Origin of the sequence: Corynebacterium sp. UMB2355A (assembly GCF_033877495.1) — a bacterium.
Lineage (GTDB): Bacteria > Actinomycetota > Actinomycetes > Mycobacteriales > Mycobacteriaceae > Corynebacterium > Corynebacterium pseudogenitalium.
In genome coordinates this window covers 134,067-158,158 of the sequence record NZ_CP138855.1, presented here as the reverse complement: position 1 = coordinate 158,158, position 24,092 = coordinate 134,067, and the positions used below count along the sequence as shown (strand labels likewise).

The window sequence follows — 24,092 nt, the reverse complement described above, 5'->3', positions numbered from 1 at the left end:
TGGTGGTCACTATGCATTCTTGGCCACAACCTGTAGTCCCTGCTGTCTCTGGTACTCCGGTGCCGCTGTCTCTGTATGACACCGCAGATAGGGTGGTAAAGCCCGTGAACACAGCTGCCCATCACTCGGGGAAGGTGGGGATGTACGTCTGCGGGATCACCCCATACGACTCCACTCACCTAGGACACGCAGCTACGTACCTCTCCTTTGATCTCATCTATCGTCAGCTCCTTGCTAACGGCCACGACGTTCATTACGTGCAGAACATCACCGATGTCGACGATCCATTGTTCGAGCGCGCGGAGCGAGACGGCGTCGATTGGCGCGAGCTGGGAACGGAACAGATCAACCTTTTCCGCAGCGACATGGAAGTGCTCTCAGTCATCCCGCCTCAGGACTATGTTGGTGCGATGGAGACTGTCGATGAGGTCATTGAGATGGTGCAGCGCTTGCTCGACGTCGGCGCAGCGTACCGCCTAGACCACGGTGATATTTACGCTGATATCACCGCAACCAAACAGTTTGGATACGAGTCAAACATGACGCGCGAGCAGATGGAGCATTTCTTTGCCGAGCGCGGGGGAGACCCTGACCGTGAGGGGAAACGAGACTCACTCGATGCGCTGGTGTGGCGTGGACACAGGGAAGGGGAGCCCGCGTGGGATTCGCCCTTCGGCCCCGGCCGCCCAGGTTGGCATGTCGAGTGCTCTGCCATCGCTGCGAACCGTCTCGGCGTACCGTTTGCAATCCAAGGCGGAGGCTCGGACCTAGCGTTTCCACATCACGAGTTTTCTGCCGCGCATGCTGAGGCTGCGACTGGAGAACAACGGATGGCACACCACTACGTGCACGCGGGAATGATCGCGCTTGAGGGAGTGAAGATGTCGAAATCTCTCGGCAATCTCGTCTTTGTGCACAAGCTAACGGAACAGGGACACTCAGCGTCTGCGATTCGCCTTGCCGTTTTCTCCGGCCACTATCGCCAAGACCGTGATTTTTCCTACGAGGCACTCGATCAAGCAGAGCATCGACTCAAGTCGTGGCACACAATTCTTTCTCAGACAGATCAGCAGTCTCGCGTGGAGCAGACAATTCAAGATTTGCGCCAGGCCCTTGCTGACGACCTCGACACACCAACTGCGATTCAAATTATCGACGCCGCCAAAGGTGATTACAACGGGTTACTTCGACAAGCTATCGAAGGCTTACTCGGTGTAAAGGTAGGCAGCAACGATGAGTAGTCTCCGATCCACATTCCAATCCGATGTCGACGAGTTCATCGAGGATTTGAGGGTGTTTGCATCCGGTGAATATTTGCAAGAGCAGGACCTCGAACTCTGGGAAGCCCCATTTGACCCTGCCGTATTACCTGAGCTCCGTGAAATCCTCGAGATTTTTCTCGACACTGCGTCGCTCGTCGCGCAGCCGGTTGACGACGCCACCATCAGCGACCTCTACACGGGCCTCATTGCCAATCTTGAAGAGTTCAACGCTAAGCATCAATATGCCGTGCTCGAGCCAGAGGAGATGTCGGACATCGAGGGAATTTTCGCGAAGGTCTCGGCACAGATTGGCGCGGATCCATCCGTCGTCCAGGAGCTGTTCAATCGTGAGTAGGGTTCGCGCTCCCCAAGCTGTGCTGTGGGATATGGATGGGACGCTCATCAATACCGAGCCGCTTTGGGCGCAAGCAACCTTTGAGCTGTCTGAGTTTTTGGGCAAGAGGCTTTCTGCGGAGGAGCGTCGAAAAGCGGAGGGCGTCAGTTTCCCCACAGCGTTGAGCATCATCACTACTTGGACCGGGTATTCCTTGCAGCCCGGAGATACAGAGCGGCTGAAGCGGTGGATGCAAGAACGGATGCAGCAACTCCTAGGGCAAGGTATTGAGCTGAACCCGGGAATACGCCACGTCCTTGACATACTGCGGGACCATGGCATTCCGATGGCCATTGCGACGAACACAGAACGCGCGCTCGCTCAAACCTGCATTGACTTCATCGGCAACGATTACTTTCAAGCAACCGTGACTGGAGATGAGGTATCCAACCCAAAACCAGCTCCGGATATGTATCTGAAAGCAGCGCAGTTGGTTGGTGCTGAGCCGTCGCGCTGTATCGCAGTTGAAGACTCTCAGGCGGGAATGCAAGCAGCGATTAGGGCAGGTGCACGGGTGCTTGGCTTGGCCGACTATGTCCCGAAGCCGGCCACAAGAATCACCTTCAGCGATTTACAGTCTGCGACACTTCATGATGTTGCAAGGTGGTATTCCGCGCCATAAACCGCGCTCAAAGCTCTTCTGTTTCCGCTAAGGTGTTGTGCGTGAAGGACTTCGATCAACTTTTTGCTCAGCTCACTGAAACTGCCGACTCCAAGCGCCCTGACTCAAGCACGGTGCAAGCGTTAGAGAAGGGCGCCCATTTCATCGGCAAGAAAATCATCGAAGAAGCTGGTGAAGTGTGGATCGCTGCCGAGTATCAGTCTGACGAGGAGCTGGCGGAGGAAATGAGCCAGCTGATGTACTGGACCCAGGTAATGATGCTGCAACGAGGTCTTACCCCTGATGACATCTATAAATACCTCTAAGGATTTCGCCTGATGATTAAGTTTGCGGTTCCAAATAAAGGCTCTTTGTCAGAGAAGGCGCTCCAGATTCTCAAAGAGGCCGGTTACAAGGGGAGGGGCACGTCAAAAGCCCTGAATATCTGGGATGAAGAAAACGGTATTGAGTTCTTCTTCCTGCGCCCAAACGACATCGCTATTTACGTTGCTCAAGGCCACCTTGACCTGGGTATCACTGGGCGAGATTTGGCACTCAATTCCCATGCCGAAGTAGAAGAAGTACTTCCGTTGAGCTTTGGTGCATCGACATTCCGGTTTGCTGCCCCGCAGTCTGAAACGTGGGCGGTGCCTGATTTGGAAGGTAAGCGGATAGCAACTTCATACCCGCACCTCGTGATTGACTATCTTGACGGGCTCGGCATCACTCCGAAGGAAGTCATTGAGCTTGACGGCGCTGTTGAGATTTCGATCAAGTTGGGCGTCGCGGACGTTATTGCTGACGTCGTATCCACTGGTACGACGCTACGACAACATGGGCTGGCACCATTTGGGGAGCCCATTCTTGCCAGCGAAGCCGTCGTCATCAAGCGTAAGGGCGTAACGCTAGCAAACGAACATGAGGTAGTGCTTCAGCGTATCCGCGGCATCTTGAACGCAGAGAACTTCCTGATGCTCGATTACAACATTTGCAGAGATGACCTCGACAAAGCCAGCGAACTTACACCAGGCATGACGGGGCCGACTGTCTCGCCGCTGTCGCGCGACAACTGGGTCGCGGTGCGCGCTATGGTTCCGCGAACCCAAGCGAATGCGGTTATGGACGCTCTCTCTGAAATTGGCGCGGAAGCCATTTTGGCCACTCAGCTGCGCATTGCACGCCTATAGGATTTTCAATTAATCACCGATAAGTCACCCCTATCCCTATTATTGGGGTGACTAGGTGGCCCAAAAGTTGTATAGCGTCGAATTTGCGTACAATCAGTGGCATGAGTAATCGAATTGAAGAAGATCTGCTTGGCACACTCGAAGTGCCCTCCGACGTCTACTACGGCATCCACACCCTGCGTGCCGTCCACAACTTCCCGATCTCCGGCCAGACCATCAATGACCTGCCAGAGTTCATTCGTGGCATGGTGGAAGTAAAGAAAGCCACCGCACTGGCCAACAACCGCCTCCACGTTCTGCCAAAGAAGAAGGCGGACGCCATCGTCAAGGCCTGCGACGAAATCCTCGACAACGGTCGCTGCATGGACCAGTTCCCAATCGACCAGTTCCAAGGTGGCGCTGGCACGTCCCTGAACATGAACACCAACGAGGTTGTCGCAAACCTCGCTCTTGAAATCCTCGGTGAAGAAAAGGGTAGCTACGACATCATCAACCCGAATGATGACGTCAACATGTCCCAGTCCACCAACGACGCATACCCGACCGGCCTTCGCCTCGGTGTGTACTACGCCGTCCAGGGCCTGCTGACCGAGCTTGAGGAGCTCACCAAGGCGCTCAACGCTAAGGGTGAAGAGTTCGACGACATCATCAAGATGGGGCGCACCCAGCTCCAGGACGCAGTCCCGATGACGCTCGGCCAGGAATTCACTGGCTTCGGCGCACTGCTTGAGGAGGAACTGGACGTCATCAAGTCCGCAGCACAAGCACTGCTGACCGTCAACCTCGGTGCAACCGCAATTGGTACCGAGCTCAACACTCCAGACGGCTACCGTCAGAAGATCGTTGAGGCTCTCGCGGAAGTCACCAAGCTGGATATCAAGGGCGCACCGAACCTGATTGAGGCAACGTCCGATACCGGCGACTACGTATGGATGCACTCCGCACTGAAGCGCGCCGCGATGAAGATCTCTAAGGTATGTAACGACCTGCGCCTGCTGTCCTCCGGCCCACGTGCTGGCCTGAACGAGATCAACCTGCCGGAAATGCAGGCCCTCTTCAATCATGCCTGCGAAGGTGAACCCTGTCATCCCTGAGGTTGTAAACCAGGTGTGCTTCAAGGTCTTCGGCAACGACGTTGCCGTCCTGACCGCATCTGAGGCTGGCCAGCTCCAGCTCAATGTCATGGAGCCGGTAGTTGCCGAGGCCCTGTTCAATTCCATCCGTCTCCTCACCAACGCAGTCCGTACGCTGCGTGAGAAGTGCATCGTTGGCATCACCGCTAACAAGGATGTGTGTGAGGCCTTTGTGAACAACTCCATCGGCATCATCACATACCTGAACCCAGTGATCGGCCACCACAATGGTGACGTCATCGGTAAGGAAGCTGCTGCTACGGGTAAGAGCGTTCGTGATCTTGTTCTCGAGCGTGGCCTGCTCACGGAGGAGGAGCTGAAGGTTGTGCTGGGCAAGGACAACTTGATGCACCCAGAGTACCGCGGCGAATTTTTCGACGAGGACTAATCAACCAAAAGTAGTAAATCTCACACTCCCCTGATTCGGTAGTTATCGCCTCTTAGTGCGATAATGGAAGCGAATACTAATTCGACCGAATCAGGGGAGTTCCTGTGTTACTTGTGATACAACTCATCATCCTGTTCGGCGCCATTGTTCTCGGCGCCCGGATGGGTTCCATTGCTATCGGTTTTGCCGGTGGCCTTGGCGTTTTGCTTCTCGGACTCACTGGTATGTCCGTAACCGCCGATGACATCCCCTTTGATGTCATCGGCATCATCATGTGTGTGATCGCTGCTATTTCTGCAATGCAGCTGGCGGGGGGCATGGACTATCTCGTGTACCTCGCTGAGAAGTTCCTACGCCGCAATCCAAAGCGCGTCACGGTGTACGCGCCAATCGTTACTTGGTTGATGACCGTGCTGGCAGGCACTGGCCACACCGCTTTTTCCACTCTTCCAGTTATCGTTGAGGTTGCTAAGGAGGGCGAAGTTCGCCCATCCCGCCCGCTTTCGGTCGCAGTCATCGCATCGCAGATGGCAATCGTGGCTTCCCCGATTTCGGCAGCAGTCGTCTTTATGGCCTCCGTGCTTGAGCCTCTGGGCGTCGGCTACCTGCAGTTGCTCGGCGTCATGATTCCTGCGACCTTCCTCGCGATTTTCCCAACCGCTTGGGTTTCGAACAAGCTTGGTAAAGACCTCGTTGACGACGAGGTGTACCAGCGTCGCCTCGCAGACGGTCTCGTAGCAAAGTCGAGCACCACCGAAGACAGCTACAAGCCGAAGGATGGCGCAAAGGCCTCCGTGTGGATCTTCCTTGTCGCGATTGTCATCGTTATGTTCTACGCGACGATCATCTCCGATCAGATCGGTCTCATCGAGAACCCAACCGTCCCTCGTAACGAGGCAATCATGGCGATCATGCTTTCCGCTGCCGCTGCGATCCTGCTTATTACGAAGTCTCGCGCAGCTGAGGTCTTGAACACCCAGGTGTTCCGTTCCGGCATGTCTGCTTCTGTGTGTGTGCTTGGTGTTGCATGGCTGGGTACGACCTTTATTAACCACTACATTGAGGACATTCAAAACATTGCTGGTGACGTCCTGACGGCACAGCCATGGCTGCTCGCAGTCGTTCTGTTCTTCGCCGCATCTCTGCTCTACTCGCAGGCTGCCACCGCGAAGGCACTTATCCCAGCTGCTCTCGCAATTGGCGTCAGCCCGCTCACCGCTGTTGCAGCATTCCCAGCAGTGTCCGCACTGTTCGTGCTTCCGACGTACCCAACCCTGCTTGCAGCAGTGGAGATGGACGATACAGGCTCGACCCGAATCGGCAAGTACGTCTTCGACCACCCATTCATTCTGCCGGGTATCGTCTGCATCGCAGTCTCGGTAATTCTCGGCTACCTCATTGGGGCGGTGCTGATTTAAAGCTAAACTAGGGGCATGTCTACACAACATCACGACAGCCCCAAGTCCGAAGTTCTAACTGATGTGGAGATCGCTCAAGCGCATACGCTTGAACCGATCTCCACTATTGCGTTCAAGGCCGGTATTTCCGAAGATGCGCTGATTCCATATGGCAAGTACATGGCCAAGGTCGACCCCTCGCTTGTCAAGGACGATAAGCAAGGCAAGATCATTCTTGTCACAGGTGTTTCCCCAACCCCAGCGGGGGAGGGGAAATCCACCACACTGATTGGCTTAACTGATGCGTTTACAAACCTCGGCAAGAACGCCATTGTTGCTTTGCGGGAACCTTCTCTCGGCCCTGTGATGGGTTTGAAGGGCGGCGCGGCAGGTGGTGGCTACTCGCAGGTGGTTCCGATGGAGAACATTAACCTCCACTTCACTGGGGACTTCCACGCGATTACCAGTGCGAACAATACGTTGGCTGCGATGATCGACAACCACATTCACCAGGGCAACGAGTTGAATATCGACCCGCGGCGTATTACGTGGCAGCGGTGCTTGGACGTCAACGATCGTTCCCTGCGAAACGTAGTAACTGGTCTGGGGGGACCAGCCCACGGAGTACCGACGGAGACTGGATTTACGATTACTGCGGCTTCGGAAATTATGGCAATCCTCGGTCTTGCGAACGACCTTGACGACCTCCACGAACGCCTGGCACAAATCACTGTCGGTTTTACCTACGATCGCAAGCCGGTGACTGCGGGTGAGCTTAATGCAGCCGGGGCTATGACAGCGCTGCTAAAAGACGCATTGAAGCCGAACCTTGTGCAGACCATGGGTGGCACTCCTGCATTTATCCATGGCGGTCCGTTTGCAAACATTGCCCATGGTTGCAACACCTTGATTGCCACGAAGACAGCACAGAAGTGTGCTGACTACGTCTTTACGGAAGCGGGATTCGGGGCTGATCTCGGCGCGGAAAAGTTCTTCGATATCAAGTCACATTACGGTGACCTCGACGTGGCTGGCGCGGTAGTGGTCGCCACTATCCGTTCTATCAAGTACAACGGTGGTGTTGACCGCTCCGATCTCAAGGCTGAAAATATTGATGCGCTGGCGAAGGGCATTGTGAACCTTGAGCGGCACGTCGAAAACCTTCGTAAATTTGGTGTCCGCCCTGTCGTGGCGCTCAACCTGTTCACTTCTGACACGGATCGCGAACGCGCTTGGATGGCAAAGTGGGCAAAGGATTTCGGTGTTGCACTGGAAGAGGTCGAGGTATGGGCGCATGGCGGTAAAGGCGCCGAGAAGCTGGCAAAGACGGTCCTTGACAACCTGGTCGACGGTGCTTCTTCGTCGCTGTACAACCCGGAGGAAGGCGTCGAGCAGTCAATCGAGACGATTGCCCGCGAGGTATACCGCGCGGCAGATGTTCAATACTCGGATGCGGCGCAGAAAGACCTCGAGAACTTGCGTGCGAGTGGCGCAGATGCCCTACCGGTATGTATCTCGAAAACGCAGTACTCGTTTAGCGACGACCCCTCTCGCCTCGGAGCGCCCGAGGGCCACACGTTGCATGTGCGTCAGCTCATTCCGCGTACGGGTGCCGGATTCGTACTAGCACTCACTGGTGCTGTGATGACAATGCCTGGCCTGCCGAAAAAACCAGCAGCCAACAACATTGATGTCGATTCGAGTGGCAACATCAAGGGGCTATTCTAGTTTTAGCCTGCAGTGGTCCGTCGCGGTGTTTACTCCACATCCGCCGCGGACCCCGGCCACCCAGGGTACTGCGGTGGCGTCCCTCCGAACTCCGGGCAGTACGCCTGAAACGCACACCAATCACAGAGCCTGGAACGTTTTGGTCGGAACTGTCCGGATTCACCGTCACGGGTAATTTTGGCCCAAAGTTCACCGAGGTCGCGCTCGAAGTACTCGAGTTCTTCACTTGAAGGGGTAAGGAAGAGTGAATCTGCCACCTTGAGGTACATGAGCCGCAGTTGATCAGGTATTTCGTTGAAAAGCCGCCAGTACACCAGTGCGTAGAAGCGCATCTGGAACTTCGCGTCGTGTGAGAACCTTGGCTGTGGTTTCTTGCCGGTCTTGTAGTCAACGACCCTGATTTCACCAGTTGGCGCGACGTCAACGCGGTCGATGAAGCCTCGCACGGGCACACCGTTGGGCAGCACAGTATTGACATACATTTCTTGCTTGTGTGAGTCAAAGCCAAGTGGGTTTTCCATCTGGAAATATCCGCGTAGGAGCGTGCGGGCGTCGATAAAAAGCAGTTGTTCGTCCTCGATGGGGTCTGCAACGCTGGGGTCCTGTTCGCACATCTTCTGCCATGCGGGGACGATGAGTTTCACCGCCGCAGGGTAGGTGCGTTGTTCGCGTTCCATCCCAAACAGTTCCTCGAGGACGGCATGCACGAGGGTGCCTTTGACCTGGGGTTCAGTTTTGGGTTCTTCGATTTTGTCGATCGCTCGCAGCCTGTAGAGCAGTGGGCACTGCTGGTAGTCGGACGCGCGCGAGGGGGACAGGGCTAACGGTTTCGCTTTCATATTCGTCCTATCCTAGTGGTTTCTCTCGAGCTAGACTCGCACGTATGACTACATCGATTGATTCGTTTCTTCGATTTCTTAGCGCAAGCCCGAGCGCGTTCCACGCAGCTAGCCAAGTTCGCTCGATGCTCGTAGGCAAAGGATTTCTTGACGACGCCAGCTCCACCGCATCTCCCGCAACTCCGGGTGGCCATGTGGCCGTCGAAGGAGGGGCAGTCGTAGCGTGGTGGATACCCGAAGAGTTTGACTCCGAGACCAGCCGATTTCGGATTGTTGGGTCACATACGGATTCCCCGGGGCTTATGGTGAAGCCGAGGCCTGACGTTGAGGGAGAGGGGATACATCAGGTGGCAGTTGAGGTTTACGGCGGGCCGATTTTGCAGAGTTGGTTCGACCGTGACCTTGCCTTTGCGGGGCGTGTGGTGGACGCGAGTGGGAAGACCCACTTGGTAAATACTGGTCCGATTGCTCGGGTCCCGAACCTCGCAATTCACTTGTACCGAGCGGATACGCCTCCGGTTGAGCGCCAACAACACACGCAGCCGGTGCTCGGCGTGGATCGTCCGCTGCTAGACATCATCGCTGAGCAGATCGGGCTCGACGGTGAGCAGGTAGTTGCACATGAACTGATCTCGGTGGATACGCAAGAAGGTGCAGTCATCGGTGACATGCTGATGGCAGGCAGGCTAGACAACCTTTCGAGCGTGTGGGCGAGCCTAGAAGCGCTGATTGAAGCCCAACGTGAGGCAACACATTCCGATGTATTGGTTCTCGTCGCGTTCAACCACGAAGAGGTCGGTTCAAACTCACCGACGGGCGCAGCAGGCCCACTACTCGAGCGATTCCTACGACGAATCGCGTCCGGGCTGGGGGTCAATGACTTCCTGAGCCTCTGCGCTAGGTCTTCGATGATCTCAGCCGACGCGGCTCACGCGGTGCACCCGAACTATGCAACAAAGCACGATCCTTCGCATCGCCCTTTGCTGAACGCCGGGCCTGTCCTGAAGGTGAACGCAAATCAGCGCTACGCCTCCGACGCGGAAACTGAGGCAACGTGGCTTCGCGCTTGCGAGGCGGCGTGTGTGCCGAACCAGGTGTTCGTCGGAAACAACGACGTCCCTTGCGGTTCGACGATCGGACCTATCGCCGCGACTCGCCTTGGCATCCCTACCGTGGATGTTGGTGTTCCGTTGCTCTCGATGCACTCCGCCCGTGAAATGTGTGGGGTAGAGGATATGAAGTGGTTTGTACAGGCGATCCACGCCTTTTACACGGACGCACGAGTGTAAGGCATACTGAACAACATGTATTCAGGTCCATTTCGCGTTGGCGATAAAGTCCAACTCACGGACGCAAAGCGTCGCCACTTCACCATCCAACTCGTTGAAGGAGGGCAGTTTCACTCACATAAGGGGATTGTCAGCCACGACGACATCATCGGCGCGCACGAAGGCTCGGTGGTGAAGTCCACCTTGGGTGCGGACTATCTCTGTTTCAGGCACCTTCTCGTTGATCACGTGTTATCCATGCCGCGCGGCGCCGCGGTCATTTATCCAAAGGATGCCGCTCAGATTCTCGTCGAGGGTGACATTTTTATGGGTGCGCGCGTGTTGGAGGCCGGCGCAGGTTCCGGTGCTCTCACGATGTCGCTCTTGCGTGCTGTCGGGCCCGATGGCCATGTGTTTTCCTACGAGATTCGCGATGATCATCTGAAGTTCGCGAAAGACAACGTAGAGGACTACTTCAATGGTCGCCCTGATTGGTGGACACCACGTCTGGGAGATTTCGGTGAGGTCACTCAAGAGGACCTTGGCGGACCAGTTGACCGCGTGATCTTGGACATGGTTGAGCCGTGGCACTTCATCGACGCCGTTAAGAATGTGTTGATCCCCGGTGGCGTTTTCATGACGTACGTGGCAACAGTCCCGCAGCTGATGAACATTATGGAGGGCATCCGCGAGGCAAAGTGCTTTACGGAACCTCGCGCATGGGAAACCCTGCTGCGTGAATGGAAGGTCGAAGGTCTGGCAACTCGACCAGAACACCGCATGAACGCGCACACTGCATTTCTCGTGTGGACGCGCCGACTCGCGGACGGAGTGACACCACCTCGTCCGCAACGGCGCGCGCGTCGCTAAGATTCCTTGTATGACTGAACGCTTGCCCGAAGTCCAGGTACTCACACGCGACAACCAGCAGCTCCGCGCGCGCAATGCACAGCTTGCGGACATGCTCAAAACCAGTCGGGACAAGCTGCAAGAGCTCTACGAACAGGTCGAGTCCCTCGGCGACCCAGCTTCGACGTACGGCCTGTTCCTTGCGTCCACTGGCAATGGGACAGACGCTGAAGTCTTTACAAGCGGTCGGCATATGCGTGTCAAGGTCGCGCCAACGATCGCGATCGACCGAGTGAAGCCGGGGTCGCTGGTGAGGCTTGGCGATGGCAGCGTGGTACTCGAGGTCTGCCAATATCCTGCTGTGGGCCAGCTAGCTACGCTCGTTGAAAAGCTGGACGCCGGTCGCGCTATTGTGCAAGACATCCAGGGAACGGAGCACGTCGTACGGCTTACAGACGAGCTACAGCGTGAAAGCCGTGCCGGTGACACGTTGCTTACTGATGTGCGCGCACAGTTCGCGTTTGAGCGCATTGCAAAGACCGAGGTGAACCAGCTTTCACTCGAAGAAGTACCCGACGTGACGTATGAGGACATCGGCGGGCTCCAAGAACAGATTGAGCTCATCCACGATGCGGTTGAGCTGCCGTTCGCGCACCCTCACCTTTACCAGCAGTATGACTTGAAGCCCCCGAAGGGCCTGCTACTGTACGGCCCGCCCGGGTGCGGTAAGACGCTGATTGCGAAAGCGGTCGCGAATTCGTTGGCGCACCGGCTTGGTCATAGTGCGTCGGCGCACTTCATCAACGTGAAGGGCCCCGAGCTGCTGAATAAGTTCGTGGGAGAGACCGAGCGTAGAATCCGGCTGATTTTCGAGCGTGCGAGGGAGCTCGCCTCGGAAGGTCGCCCCGTGATCATTTTCTTCGATGAGATGGAGTCGATCTTCCGTACCCGCGGTTCGGGGGTGTCCTCCGATATGGAAACGACAGTTGTGCCGCAGCTGCTCACAGAGATTGACGGCGTAGAAGATATTTCGAACGTCATCGTCATCGGCGCGACGAATAGGGAAGAGCTCATTGACCCTGCGATTCTCCGACCTGGACGCCTCGATATCAAGGTGCGGATTTCACGCCCGACTAAAGCTGAGGCCCTCAATATCTTCGGCCGGTACTTACGCCCTGAAGTCCCTCACGCAGCTCCTATCGAGGAGCTTTCTGAGATTGCCGTCGAGGAGTTGTTTGCGCCGCGGCCTTTCGTCCGTCTCCGGTTGATTGATGGCTCTGAGGAGACGTTGCATTACTCTGACTTTGTGTCTGGTGCGATGATCGCGAACATTGTCAGCCGCGCCAAAAAGCTTGCTATCAAGGCCGCTATTTCCGGCGAGTCAGATACCGGCGTTACTGCGGAGCACCTGCGTGCGGCGGTTCGCGCGGAGCAGCAGGAAAATGAGGACCTGCCAAATACTGCCGACCCAGATACTTGGTCGCGCCTAGCCGGTCGACATGGCAAGCAAGTGGTCGCTGTGGAGGTCGTCGCTAGGTCAGCATCCTAGAAACTCAGCGAGGGAGCGCGTTGCGGCATCAAAGTCTTGGTCGCTCAGCGTTGAGAAACTGAGTAGTGCAAAACAGTCTTCGCCAGCGCCAGTTGAATCACCGGTCGCGCAAACGCAGCCAGCGCGTTTCAGCTGCTCCCTGAAGCGCTGCAGATCGCGTTGATGAGAAAACTCAACGATAATGTCAGCGCTACTCGTGTTGCTCATAGCAGCGTTGCTCGCACCACTGACTTCGGCAATACGCTCGAGGAGTGGGGTTACTTGTCGACGCCGCTTCGCAAGCCTAGTGTGAAACGCCTTGGTGCTTTTCCGGACGGTGCCATCAGTCAGTAGGTGCGCGATCGCGTGTTGGGTAACTGTCGACACCGGCATTCCTAGCACTTCCCGGGTCTCTTGCACCGAGGAAAACGTATCCGGTGTGGTGACGATGTAGCCGGCGGAAAGCTGCTTGTGCAGCAGCGTTGTGAAAGTACCGAGCGTGAGCACATTGCCTGAGTTCGGTAGAGCACTCAGTGTCGGTTGGGGAGCGGTTCGGTAGCGCAGTTCTGTGTTGAAGTCATCCTCGATGAGCAACGTACCCGTTGCCGATGCCCATTCGAGTAACTCAACGCGTCGGCGTACTGTCATGACACTGCCAAACGGCGGCACGTGTGCTGGCGTGATGAGCAGTGCGTCGATGTCGCATGGAAGCTGCGAGACCAACACGCCTTCGTCGTCACATTGGCAGGGCACCGTCGCATGGCCTGCGAGAGCGATCACGGAACGAAGCCCGCTAGACTCCGAAGTTTCAACACCAACCCGGACGCTGTTGCCAATAGACATCAGCGTGAGCAGTAGTCCTTCGCGGGTCCCACCGGTGACGATGACCTCCTCCGGAGCAACGTGAAGCCCACGAGCTACTCGCAGGTGCTCGGCGATTGCAGTCCGTAGTTTCGGCTCGCCTTGTGGGTCGGCCTGTTTCGGCACGCAATATGAGGCTTCGCGCCATGCACGGTGCCAGGCTGCCGGGCGGATCATGCCGTCGATACCTGATGTTGGGACCAGCGAAAGTACTGCAGGTGTTGACGCCTCGTTGGATGCTCTTTGCCTCCGTTGTATCGACTGCTTCGGTACTCGGAGCTCAGGATGAATCCTTGTTGGTGCTCCCTGCGTGGTATCCAGATAGCCTTCGCTGATGAGCTGATCGAACGCGCTGACCACGGTCCCACGCGATACGCCGAGTTGGGCAGCAAGCTCGCGGGTAGATGCGATGGTGTCTCCGGGTCGCAGTGTGCCTTCGGCAACTGCGGTTCGGATTTGCGCTGCGATTTGGGCAGGAAGTGAAAGTGATGCGTTACGCGAGACTGGAAAGAACATACTCACCAACTGGTACAAAATATTGCTGTAAAACTGGACCTCGTAATCGTCCAGATCGTACCGCATGATGGAACCCATGACTGATTTTTCGAAACATGCAGAGTTGACCAATAGCTTGCGCGGCGGCGTCATCATGGACGTCGTGACCGCAGAGCAGGCGAAGATTGCGGAGAATGCCGGCGCCGTTGCCGTCATGGCACTTGAGCGAGTCCCGGCAGACATCCGTGCCCAGGGAGGGGTGGCGCGTATGTCCGACCCCGACCTCATCGAAGAGATCCTCGACGCGGTGGAAATTCCAGTCATGGCAAAGGCGCGCATCGGACACACGGTCGAGGCCGCGATCTTGGAGCATCTCAAAATCGATTACATCGATGAGTCCGAGGTGCTCAGCCCAGCTGACTATGTCAACCACATCGATAAGAACGCATTCGACACCCCCTTCGTGTGCGGTGCGACAAACTTGGGTGAAGCACTTCGCCGCATCAATGAAGGCGCGTCCATGATTCGTTCCAAAGGCGAGGCTGGTACTGGTGATGTCTCCGAGGCCACGAAACATATCCGCACTATCAAAGCCCAAATCGCACAGCTGCAGGCTACGGTAGCGTCTAACCCAGATGAGCTCTACGTCGCGGCGAAAGAGCTGCAAGCCCCATATGATCTGGTGAAGTACGTTGCTGAACACGGCGAGCTTCCCGTTGCCCTGTTCACCGCTGGTGGCGTTGCAACACCAGCTGACGCAGCTCTGATGATGCAGCTTGGCGCTGACGGCGTCTTCGTTGGCTCGGGTATCTTTAAGTCCGAGCATCCAGAGAAGCGCGCGGAAGCTGTCGTTCGTGCAACCCGCAACTGGCAAGACATCGCCGAAGTCACAGCAGCTTCACGCGGCCTTGGCGAGGCAATGGTTGGCATTAACGTAAGCGATCTGCCTGCGCCGCATCGCTTGGCTGAGCGCGGCTGGTAAATGCCAGCACGGGAGGTAGCGTCGCGGTACAGTCGTGAGCCATGGGACGTTTCATGGGAACAGAAACTGAGTATGGCATCACGACTCCGAGCGACCCGACGCTCAGCCCGCTCATAACCTCGACGCATGCTGTCGTGGCATACGCTGCGATGCATACGAGTGCTCGAAGCCGATGGGACTACGCGGAGGAACACCCGCTGAAGGATGCTCGCGGATACGACCTCCAACGCTATCGGACGGTTCCTGTTGTCGACCCAAACGCGATTGGCGTGGCTAATGTGGTGACTACTAACGGTGCTCGGTATTACGTCGACCACGGCCATCCTGAATACTCCTCCCCGGAAGTTGATAACGCCTGGGATGCCATGCTGTACGACGCCGCTGGTGATCTCTACCTGCGGCAGTCCATGGACGACATCCGCGATCTCTGGGACGAAGGTATTTCGGTGCTTGACGGCGCTGCACCATGCCCACCCATTAAGTTCTACAAGAACAACGTCGATGGCAAGGGCCAGTCGTACGGTAGTCACGAAAACTACCAGTACTCACGCCACACTGACTTCGCAGCGGTGGTAGAGGGGCTCATTCCGTTCTTCGTCACTCGGCAGGTCATCGTTGGCGCCGGACGAGTCGGCATCGGGCGCGAAAGTGAACATGCCGGTTTCCAGATTTCACAGCGCGCAGACTACTTCGAGCAGGAAATCTCACTCGAAACGACACTGAACCGAGGCATCATCAACACGCGCGACGAACCACACGCTGACGCTACACAGTTTCGACGCCTCCACGTCATCATCGGTGACGCCAACATGAGCCAGTACTCCAACTTCTTGAAGATGGGCATGACCAAACTCGTGCTCGACGCAATCGAAGTTGGAGTGGACTTCTCGGACCTCACCATCCAGGACCCGGTTGCTGAGCTGCAACGCATCTCCCACGACCCAACGTGCACACACAAACTACTTCTTGCCAACGGTAGGCGCTGCACAGCAATCGAGGTGCTCCGGGAAATCCGAGATCGGGTGCAGGGGCTGCCAAACGAAGGGGACGTCGATAAGCGAGTGCTCGCTCTTTGGGCTGAAGTGCTCGATGATCTCGCAGTCGACCCACTGCGCACCGCGGATCGCCTTGATTGGACGGCCAAGTGGGCGCTTGTGCGCTCGTTCATGGACCGAGGAGTAGCCGCGGACGACCCAAAGTTGAAAATGATCGACATCCAGTACGCTGACATAGATCCTGCGAAATCGCTGTATCACGCACTCGTCCGAAAAGGATCGATACGGACGCTAGTAGGCGATGAGGAGATTGCTCACGCAGCAAAGAACCCGCCGAGAAACTCCCGCGCGTACTTCCGTGGCAAGGTAACCGAAAAGTTTGGGGAAGAGATCGCGGCATCGAGTTGGCAGTCCATCGTTTTCAGGATTGAGGATCGAATGGTCCGCGTGCCGCTCGACGATGTCAATGGCTGGACGGATGAGCAAACTGCCCAAATCATCAACCGCGCTACAACGGCATCGGAGCTGCTAAACGCGCTAGGGTATAAGCATGTCTAAGCAGCAACAAATGTTCGGTGGAGGAGACACCCCGGAACCGCAGAATGAAGAAGGCAGCAACGCCCAAGCCCAGGTCGAGGTGACAGGCACTGACGATTTACTCGATGAGATTGATGCCTTGCTTGACACGAACGCTGAGGAGTTTGTGCGCTCATTCGTTCAAAAAGGTGGCCAATGAGTTCCGAACACCCTGCGCTGTATGCGCGCCGAATCATGGGGGTAGAGACGGAGTTTGGGCTCGCCGCCTACGCACATGGGCAATCCATCCTTGGCCCGGAAGAGCTTTCGCGCTACTTGTTCCGGCCGGTAGTTTCGCGCTATCGGTCGTCGAATATCTTCACCCAGAATGGCTCTCGGCTCTATCTCGACGTAGGTGCGCACCCTGAAATCGCGACGCCAGAGTGCGACTCACTGATGCAGCTCTTGCAATACGACAAGGCTGGCGAGATGCTCTACCACCAGCTTGCGCTGCATGCAGAGGAAGCCCTTGCACAGGAGGGGACTCCGGCCCAGGTGTACCTGTTTAAGAACAACGTCGACTCACAGGGCAACTCTTACGGTGCACACGAGAATTATCTAGTGAGTCGAGAAATCGTCCTGAAGTCATTCAGCAAGCAGCTCCTGCCTTTTTTGATTACGAGACAGCTAATATGCGGCGCAGGAATGATCAATAAGGGCAAGTTTGTGCTGTCCCAGCGCGCCGACCAGGTGTGGGAAGGGGTTTCATCTGCCACCACGCGCACGCGTCCCATTATTAACACTCGAGATGAGCCACACGGAGATTCTCATCGATTCCGCCGAATGCACGTCATCGTCGGTGACTCCAACATGTCGGAAACTACGTTCGCGCTCAAGGTAGGCGCGACGCAGCTGGTCATTGAGATGCTCGAGGCTGGCTTCCCGATGCCGAACGTGGAGCTCGAAGATCCGATCAAGCATATTCGAGCGATTGCGCTCGACCCGACTGGCCAAACGCTCCTTACTTGTAAAGATGGTTCAACTGTTACAGCACTCGCGGTGCAGCAACAGATTCTTGACGCCGCCACAAAATGGCTGACACAACGGCCAGACGAGGGAACCTCAAACGAGGAACTCGGTCGGGTAGTGGAGCTATGGCAAAGAGTGCTGACTGCAATCGAGACGCAGGATTTCTCTGCGGTTGACACAGAGATCGACTGGGTGATCAAACACAAGCTCTTAGAGCAGGTTCGTGAAAAACTAGACACGGACTGGTCACATCCGAAATTGGCACAGATTGATTTGACCTATCACGACATCAACCCGGAGCGTGGTCTGTTCTACCTGCTGCAACGCAAAGGCCTCGCGGCGCGTTGGACTACCGACACGGACATTCGAATGGCTGCTGAGCAGCCTCCTGCCACGACTCGCGCCGCGCTGCGGGGCAGGTTCCTCTCAGCTGCTCGGGGCTACAACGCGGAGCACAACGTCGACTGGGTGCACCTGAAAGTAAACCGTCCAGAGCCTCGAACGCTCAAGCTTCTCGATCCCTTCGAAACCGAGAACGCTGACGTCGACGCCTTGATCCAATACATCGTGGACAACCATCAGCAGGAGCATCATGACACGTAGTGATGTAATGACTTCCCGGCAGCTGAACTTGGCGTTCGCGTTACTGGGGTCACCGCGTCCGAGGACACAGCAGTGGATTGCCAAGCACGTCGACGGATACGCTGATCGAACTCCAGAGGCCCTGGAAAAACTGATTAAGCGCGACGTCGACGACCTTCGCCGTGTTGGCGTGCCCGCAGAAACTCGAGCAGGCGAGGCATGGATCGAACACGATAAGTACGAACTCGAGCCGCTCAACCTCACTGTTGAGGAGGCAACGGCGCTTGGCCTCGTAGTTGATCTCAGCCAGGCGGGACGCCTAGGCGCGTTTGCGCGATCCGGTTGGACAAAGATCGCGGCATCTGGCGTTACCAGGATGTTTGATAGCCCAACCATTGCGTTCGTCGACAACGACATCATCAACCTCGACCCTGATGTACTCAAGGCGGCCTTGGCTTGCGCACGCACCAAGACCCGCATGACGTTCGATTTTCAGCCAGCTCCAGGTACGTCGCTCCAGCGCCGAACGCTCGACCCGTGGAGCGTCGTACCTCTCAATAACAAGACTTACCTTGTTGGTTGGGACTGCGATCGCGGCCAAGAGCGCGTCTTCAGACTGATGAAGGTGAGCAACATCAGGAAGTCGAAGAATCAGACATCGTTTCACGACGCCACCAAGGACCCGCGTGACGTACTTCAGAACGTACTTCGTGGCCCGCTTGCCGATGCCGTGGTGGAAATTTCAGCTGGTGTAGGCGAGGAGCTATCGCTGCAAGGAGAGCGCTCAGAAGGCTCTGCAGCGGGTCTGGACCGGATAGCTGTCAGTGGGGTCGAACGCGACTGGCTCGTGCGCACTCTCGCGAGCCTTGCTCCGCATGTGCGCTCAATTACGCCGCCCGATATCCACGAAGAGGTATCTGCGCTCTTGCGCAAACAGCTTCGAGGACAGGAACGAGTTGAAGCATGAAGCAAAACACTGCAGTCGAACGCCAGGTGCGTCTGGCACGGCTTTTAAACCTGTTGTCATACCTGTCGCAGCACCCAGATCGTTCACCAATGGAAATAGCGCGGGACATCGGAACTGACGCGGAACAGGTGAAAAGCGACTTGGCGATGCTCCATTTGTCGGGAGTTGGCAATGGCCCCGGGGAGATGATTGATCTCAAACATTCGTGGACCGAGGTGACCGTCATTGACGACCAAGGTTTGAGTCGGCCCTTGCGTCTCACACCAACCGAGGCAAACACATTGTTACTACTGCTCGACTCATTCGAGACCATGCCAGGCCTGCTCGACCAAGCGGCGCTGAGTTCTGCAGCAGAGAAGTTGCGAGCTGTAGTTGGCAGTACCTCCGTGCTTGACGCGGATGGGGAGCAAAGCGATCAAGAATCCATCCTGGGGATACTTCAAAGTGGTTTGCAGCAAGGCGTTCAAGTGCAGGTGACATACTTTTCGCCTTCCTCCGATACGCTTCGTGAGCGCCAGTTGACCGGTATTCGGTTCTTTCACCAAGGTGGTCACACCTATTTCACGGCGCTGGATAGAGGAGAGGAGAAGAGCTTCCGAACTGACCGAATTCGTGAAGCTCGGTTGACCGAAGTTCCAGCCGACCGTTCTGCGGTGGGCAAGACGTTTGACGGCTCCGACCCGTTTGGCTTCGACTCCGAAAACATCGCTAACCTACTCGTATCTTCCGATGCGACATGGCTTGCGGACTACTGGGAAATCGAAATCGGTGATGCCTATGATGACGGACGGATTGAGGCAACCATGGTCTACGGGTCCGCGGACTGGCTTATCCGTTTCTGCCTTAGCCAAGGAGACCGCATCGAACTCATCGGTCCGCCAGAGCTGGCTGATGAGGCACGCCGTCGTGCGTTTTCCGGCTTAGAGGCATTAGAATAGCGGAGGACTCTACCCAAGCAGTGTGAAAGGAATCCAATGCCGAATTTAGGTTGGATGGAAATCCTCATTATTTTGGCCATCGTGCTGTTATTGTTCGGGGCAAACAAGCTTCCCGACTTGGCACGTTCGATGGGTCGCTCCGCCCGTATCTTCAAGTCTGAAGTCAAGGAGCTGCGCAACGACGACGAGACGCAAGCTGCTCCGCAGCAGCCTGCGCAGAGCCAGGAACCTAAAGAAATCGCTCCTCCATCGAATCCACAGCAGCAAACAGGCCCTAACGCTCAGCAAAGCTTTTGGGACGCGCCTGAGAACCAGCACCGCCAGTAGCGTTTGTTGTTAAGGAATTCTTGGAGGTCGTAGTTCAGTGGGGCAACAGCAAGTTCCGCCTGCACAAAAGGCAGGTCGTCGATTTCGTCGGAAGCCAAAGAATGCTACCGGCGAGATGACGCTCGTTGAACACCTGAAAGAGCTACGACGCCGCGTCATCGTCTCGCTCGTCGCAGTGTGCGTTGGCACCGTTGTGGGATTCATTTGGTATCAGTCTGCGCCTTTTCACTGGTACCCACTCGGCGAAATCATTCGAGGTCCGTACTGCAACCTCCCGACTGAGCTTCGAGCAGACTTCACAGGTGATGGCAATTGTCGTCTCTTAGCGACGGGCCCCTTCGAAATGTTCATGCTGCGGCTGAAGGTAGGCGCGCTCGCTGGGCTCGTCATGGCATCACCAGTGTGGCTGACCCAAATTTGGCGATTCATCACGCCGGGGCTCCACAAGAATGAAAAACAGTACACATTCACGTTTGTGACGCTTGCGGTACTGCTCTTCGTGGCCGGGGCGATGCTTGCGTACTTTGTTTTGGACAAAGGACTGTACTTCCTGATGACGATGGGCAGCGAGGTGCAGATTGGCGCACTGTCTGGTGGAAGCTACTATAACTTTTTGCTCGGGCTCATCGTCGTCTTTGGTGTGAGCTTCGAAGTCCCCCTCATCATCGTGATGCTCAACGTCGCGGGCATCATTCGTTATGAACAGGTAAAGGATAAGCGCCGGATCATCATCGTTGGGATCTTTATCTTTGCGGCGTTTATGACACCCGGCCAGGACCCGTTCTCGATGGTCGCGCTGGCGCTCTCCATCACACTCCTCGTCGAGTGCGCATTCCAGTTCTGCAGGATCAATGACAAGCGCCACGCCAGGAACAGACCGGACTGGCTCGACCTCGACGACGACGAGTCCTCAGGACCTATCGACGCAGCTTCGCCCATCGAAAAGGCAGCACCGATTGGTAACGTAGCGGCCGTAGAGAAGCCAAAGCCCGTGCACACGTTTACCGAGGATCCCTTCAACGACGTACTGTAGGGGCATGTCCGCTTCCTCTGACTCGTTTCTCGCACAGTTTCAAGCCTCGAAGGATTTTCCGCTCGACCCATTCCAAATTGAAGCTTGCCAGGCACTCGAAGACGATCGGGGCGTGCTCGTCTGCGCCCCAACGGGATCCGGGAAAACCGTAGTCGGTGAGTTCGCCGTTGCGCTGGCGCTCTCGCGAGGCACAAAGTGCTTTTACACCACACCAATTAAGGCGCTGAGCAATCAGAAGTACCACGACTTCGTCGCGGCATACGGCGAAGAATCCGTTGGACTGCTGACAGGCGACGTGAGCATCAACGGTTCGGCGGACATCGTCGTGATGACGACAGAGGTGCTCCGAAACATGGTGTACGCGGAAGCACCTCGCCTGGACCGACTAACCCACGTGGTAATGGATGAAATCCACTTCCTCGCAGATCCGGAACGTGGACCTGTTTGGGAGGAGATCATTCTCAACTTGGACGACTCCGTCCAGATCGTTGGGCTTTCGGCGACTGTGTCGAACTCGGAAGAGTTCGGTGAATGGCTCAACACTGTTCGTGGCGATACGACCGTGATTGTTTCCGAAGACCGTCCGGTTCCGTTGAGTCAGTACATGATGGTTGGCAAGAAGGTCCTTCCATTGTTCGAGCCTGCCAACCCATCCTCCGAGCCCGAACTTAACAGGGCTTTGGCACATCAGATCGCTCGTATCGAGTCTCGAACGATGGAAGAAGGCGCGGATGACTTTCATGAAGGTCGCGGGTTCCGTGCCCGCTCGAGTGGACGTCGCCATGGGAGGACACGCCAACAAGACCGCTACCGTCCGGTTGGGCGGCCGGAAGTTGTCGAGGTGCTCGATGGGCTAGAGATGCTTCCGGCAATTGTGTTCATCTTCTCTCGAGCGGGATGCGATGGCGCTCTCTACCAATGCCTCCGTTCGCGGAAGGAACTCACGACAGAAGAGGAACGTGCACGTGCCGCCGAGATCATCGACGCGGGTGTTGAAGGCATCCCGGAAGAGGATCTCAAAGTACTGAACTACCGGCAGCTTCGCAGCGCGTGGCTGAGGGGGTTCGCATCGCACCACGCAGGGCTATTACCCGCGTTCAAGCACATCGTCGAGCAGTTATTTGTGGAAGGGCTCGTCCGGGTGGTCTTTGCGACCGAAACGCTGGCCCTGGGCATCAACATCCAGGCCCGAACCGTCGTGCTGGAGAAGTTAGTCAAGTTCAACGGCGAGGGCCACGTAGACCTCACGCCAGGGCAGTACACCCAGCTCACGGGGCGCGCCGGTCGGCGAGGGATCGATGTGCTCGGCAACGCTGTTGTGCAGTGGGCGCCAGCGATGGACCCGCAGTATGTAGCTGGATTGGCGTCGACAAGAACGTATCCACTCATTTCACCGTTTGCTCCCGGCTACAACATGGCTATCAACATGCTTGCCATGAATGGTTTCGACGACTCCATTCGACTTATCGAGCAGTCATTTGCTCAGTTCCAAACCGACCGATCCGTGGTTGGCGAGGTGAGGGACCTAGAGCGGTTGGAAGGCAAAGTTGCTCGACTTCGCGCCCAATTATCCCGCGATATCTCTTCGTACGCGCCACCATCAGATCACGCGATTGAGGACCTGTTGGAGTACTTGGACATCCGACATGCTCTCAGCGTGGAGGAGAAGAAAGCACGGAGAGACGCGCTCGACAACCGGCACACCGAGGTCGCCCGCGTGCTGGCCCGACTGGAAGTCGGCGAGATCATCGCGCTTCCTGGTAAACGTCAACCGGAGCTCGCGGTGGTGGTTCAGCCCGCCGGCAGACACGACGATCCGCGCCCCTGGGTCACCACCGAGCGTGGCTGGTCGAGCCGCATCAACGCTGATTTTTTCAAGAACACTCCACTCGTCGTAGGGCGAATGAAAGTTCCACGGCATACGCGGGACCAACCACGCAAATTTGCGAAAAAGATCGCAAGCCAGCTCCGCCACGCTCCGGTGCATGCACCAAAGCGACTGCGTGAGAAGGCCCGGTATCGAACTCCAAAATCCGTCACCAAACTTCGCGAGCAACTTCATGCGCACCCCGTCCACTCATGGCCGGCCACGGACCGCGAAATGCTGGCCCGAGTAGGCGAGAAGCTTGCCCGTGAGCAGCGCGCACTTGACCGGCTGAGCAGGCAAGTAGACAACGCCACCGACACACTTGGCAGAACATTCGAGCGCCTGATCGGGCTACTGCAAGAACTCGACTACGTGGAGCTCGTGGAAGGCGAATTCCAAGTAACTGATGAGGGCGAGCGTTTAGCAAAGCTGCACAATGTTTCGGACCTCCTCGTTGCGCAGTGCCTAAAACGCGGGATCTGGGACGAGTTGGACCCCGCAGAGCTCGCCGGTGTCGTCTCGATAGTCGTGTTTGAGAACCGCCGTACCACGGGAGGCTCCCCGGAGGCCGCTACAGAGCCAATGGCCCACGCAATGAATGAAACGATGCGTGTGTACGGCGAACTCGTTTCCGATGAACAGCGCCACAATCTTCCACTCACCAGAATGCCAGACCCACATTTCTCACTCGCGTTGCACCAATGGACCGCCGGCGCACCGCTTGGGTACGCGCTTGCAGCCGCGGCAGAATCTGGCGCGGAACTGACCGCGGGCGACTTTGTCCGATGGTGCCGGCAGGTGATCGACCTGCTAGAACAGGTGAAGAAGGTCGGCTACAGCGATGAGATTCGCAACAATGCGAACCGCGCGATAGAAACTATTCGACGCGGTGTAGTGGCAATCGGGAGCTAGTGTGAGTACTGGTA

Annotated in this window: 21 protein-coding genes and 1 pseudogene; 20 read left to right on the top strand and 2 right to left on the bottom strand. The window is 56.6% G+C overall.

The window, feature by feature from the left end; translation table 11 throughout:
- Positions 1-11 precede the first annotated feature (11 nt).
- From mshC to R0V12_RS00730, 8 genes and pseudogenes are all read left to right on the top strand, one after another.
- Positions 12-1,241 (top strand): cysteine--1-D-myo-inosityl 2-amino-2-deoxy-alpha-D-glucopyranoside ligase, encoded by a 1,230-nt coding sequence (gene mshC / locus R0V12_RS00770; protein ID WP_070477115.1) that lies wholly within the window; start codon positions 12-14, stop codon positions 1,239-1,241.
- Complete coding sequence (locus tag R0V12_RS00765; protein WP_070477117.1) at positions 1,234-1,617, top strand: hypothetical protein; 384 nt, start codon at positions 1,234-1,236, stop codon at positions 1,615-1,617. Before mshC ends, R0V12_RS00765 begins: the two co-directional genes overlap by 8 nt.
- On the top strand, positions 1,610-2,278 hold the full coding sequence (locus R0V12_RS00760; protein ID WP_246814877.1) for an HAD family hydrolase: 669 nt from the start codon (positions 1,610-1,612) through the stop codon (positions 2,276-2,278). Before R0V12_RS00765 ends, R0V12_RS00760 begins: the two co-directional genes overlap by 8 nt.
- Positions 2,279-2,319: 41 nt before the next feature.
- On the top strand, positions 2,320-2,583 hold the full coding sequence (locus tag R0V12_RS00755; RefSeq protein WP_070362457.1) for a phosphoribosyl-ATP diphosphatase: 264 nt from the start codon (positions 2,320-2,322) through the stop codon (positions 2,581-2,583).
- 12 nt (positions 2,584-2,595) lie between these two features.
- Entirely contained in the window at positions 2,596-3,444 is an 849-nt protein-coding gene (gene hisG, locus R0V12_RS00750; RefSeq protein WP_070362458.1) for an ATP phosphoribosyltransferase, read from the top strand.
- A gap of 101 nt (positions 3,445-3,545) precedes the next feature.
- Positions 3,546-4,965: pseudogene (aspA, locus tag R0V12_RS00745) on the top strand (aspartate ammonia-lyase).
- Positions 4,966-5,126: 161 nt separating this feature from the next.
- Positions 5,127-6,383, top strand: a complete 1,257-nt coding sequence (locus tag R0V12_RS00735) for an anaerobic C4-dicarboxylate transporter (RefSeq protein ID WP_240492816.1) — start codon at positions 5,127-5,129, stop codon at positions 6,381-6,383.
- A 15-nt stretch (positions 6,384-6,398) separates the two neighbouring features.
- The gene (locus R0V12_RS00730) at positions 6,399-8,090 is read left to right on the top strand and encodes a formate--tetrahydrofolate ligase (protein WP_320072677.1); all 1,692 of its coding nucleotides are present in this window, start codon (positions 6,399-6,401) and stop codon (positions 8,088-8,090) included.
- A gap of 29 nt (positions 8,091-8,119) precedes the next feature.
- Here the strand turns inward: R0V12_RS00730 and R0V12_RS00725 are convergent, their stop codons facing one another.
- Positions 8,120-8,929 carry a RecB family exonuclease gene (locus R0V12_RS00725; RefSeq protein WP_070976926.1) on the bottom strand — a complete coding sequence of 270 codons (810 nt, stop codon included), beginning with the start codon at positions 8,927-8,929 and terminating at the stop codon, positions 8,120-8,122.
- 44 nt (positions 8,930-8,973) lie between these two features.
- Here R0V12_RS00725 and R0V12_RS00720 point away from each other — a divergent pair, with 44 nt between their 5' ends.
- The 3 genes from R0V12_RS00720 to arc are packed head-to-tail and all read left to right on the top strand — an operon-like array spanning position 8,974 to position 12,595.
- The gene (locus tag R0V12_RS00720; protein WP_320072676.1) at positions 8,974-10,218 is read left to right on the top strand and encodes a M18 family aminopeptidase; all 1,245 of its coding nucleotides are present in this window, start codon (positions 8,974-8,976) and stop codon (positions 10,216-10,218) included.
- Between the two features lie 15 nt (positions 10,219-10,233).
- Entirely contained in the window at positions 10,234-11,067 is an 834-nt protein-coding gene (locus tag R0V12_RS00715; RefSeq protein ID WP_320072675.1) for a tRNA (adenine-N1)-methyltransferase, read from the top strand.
- Positions 11,068-11,077: 10 nt separating this feature from the next.
- On the top strand, positions 11,078-12,595 hold the full coding sequence (gene arc, locus R0V12_RS00710; RefSeq protein WP_320072674.1) for a proteasome ATPase: 1,518 nt from the start codon (positions 11,078-11,080) through the stop codon (positions 12,593-12,595).
- Here the strand turns inward: arc and pdxR are convergent.
- Entirely contained in the window at positions 12,584-14,017 is a 1,434-nt protein-coding gene (pdxR, locus tag R0V12_RS00705; RefSeq protein ID WP_320072673.1) for a MocR-like pyridoxine biosynthesis transcription factor PdxR, read from the bottom strand. The genes arc and pdxR overlap by 12 nt on opposite strands.
- A gap of 10 nt (positions 14,018-14,027) precedes the next feature.
- Between pdxR and pdxS the strand changes: the two genes are divergently transcribed.
- From pdxS to R0V12_RS00660, 9 genes are all read left to right on the top strand, one after another.
- Complete coding sequence (pdxS, locus tag R0V12_RS00700) at positions 14,028-14,912, top strand: pyridoxal 5'-phosphate synthase lyase subunit PdxS (RefSeq protein WP_369822092.1); 885 nt, start codon at positions 14,028-14,030, stop codon at positions 14,910-14,912.
- Positions 14,913-14,953: 41 nt separating this feature from the next.
- Positions 14,954-16,465 carry a depupylase/deamidase Dop gene (gene dop / locus R0V12_RS00695; protein ID WP_320072672.1) on the top strand — a complete coding sequence of 504 codons (1,512 nt, stop codon included), beginning with the start codon at positions 14,954-14,956 and terminating at the stop codon, positions 16,463-16,465.
- The gene (locus R0V12_RS00690) at positions 16,458-16,643 is read left to right on the top strand and encodes a ubiquitin-like protein Pup (RefSeq protein ID WP_252930888.1); all 186 of its coding nucleotides are present in this window, start codon (positions 16,458-16,460) and stop codon (positions 16,641-16,643) included. Before dop ends, R0V12_RS00690 begins: the two co-directional genes overlap by 8 nt.
- Positions 16,640-18,055 carry a Pup--protein ligase gene (pafA, locus tag R0V12_RS00685; protein WP_256004984.1) on the top strand — a complete coding sequence of 472 codons (1,416 nt, stop codon included), beginning with the start codon at positions 16,640-16,642 and terminating at the stop codon, positions 18,053-18,055. The genes R0V12_RS00690 and pafA overlap by 4 nt, the downstream gene beginning before the upstream one ends.
- Positions 18,045-19,001, top strand: coding sequence for a helix-turn-helix transcriptional regulator (locus R0V12_RS00680; RefSeq protein WP_070477132.1), 957 nt, complete (start codon positions 18,045-18,047; stop codon positions 18,999-19,001). The genes pafA and R0V12_RS00680 overlap by 11 nt, the downstream gene beginning before the upstream one ends.
- The gene (locus tag R0V12_RS00675; RefSeq protein ID WP_070362471.1) at positions 18,998-19,939 is read left to right on the top strand and encodes a helix-turn-helix transcriptional regulator; all 942 of its coding nucleotides are present in this window, start codon (positions 18,998-19,000) and stop codon (positions 19,937-19,939) included. The genes R0V12_RS00680 and R0V12_RS00675 overlap by 4 nt, the downstream gene beginning before the upstream one ends.
- A gap of 36 nt (positions 19,940-19,975) precedes the next feature.
- Positions 19,976-20,266 (top strand): Sec-independent protein translocase subunit TatA, encoded by a 291-nt coding sequence (tatA, locus tag R0V12_RS00670; protein ID WP_070477134.1) that lies wholly within the window; start codon positions 19,976-19,978, stop codon positions 20,264-20,266.
- A 115-nt stretch (positions 20,267-20,381) separates the two neighbouring features.
- Positions 20,382-21,299 (top strand): twin-arginine translocase subunit TatC, encoded by a 918-nt coding sequence (tatC, locus tag R0V12_RS00665; RefSeq protein ID WP_070362473.1) that lies wholly within the window; start codon positions 20,382-20,384, stop codon positions 21,297-21,299.
- A gap of 4 nt (positions 21,300-21,303) precedes the next feature.
- Entirely contained in the window at positions 21,304-24,078 is a 2,775-nt protein-coding gene (locus R0V12_RS00660; protein ID WP_320072671.1) for a DEAD/DEAH box helicase, read from the top strand.
- The last annotated feature ends 14 nt before the right edge of the window (positions 24,079-24,092 follow it).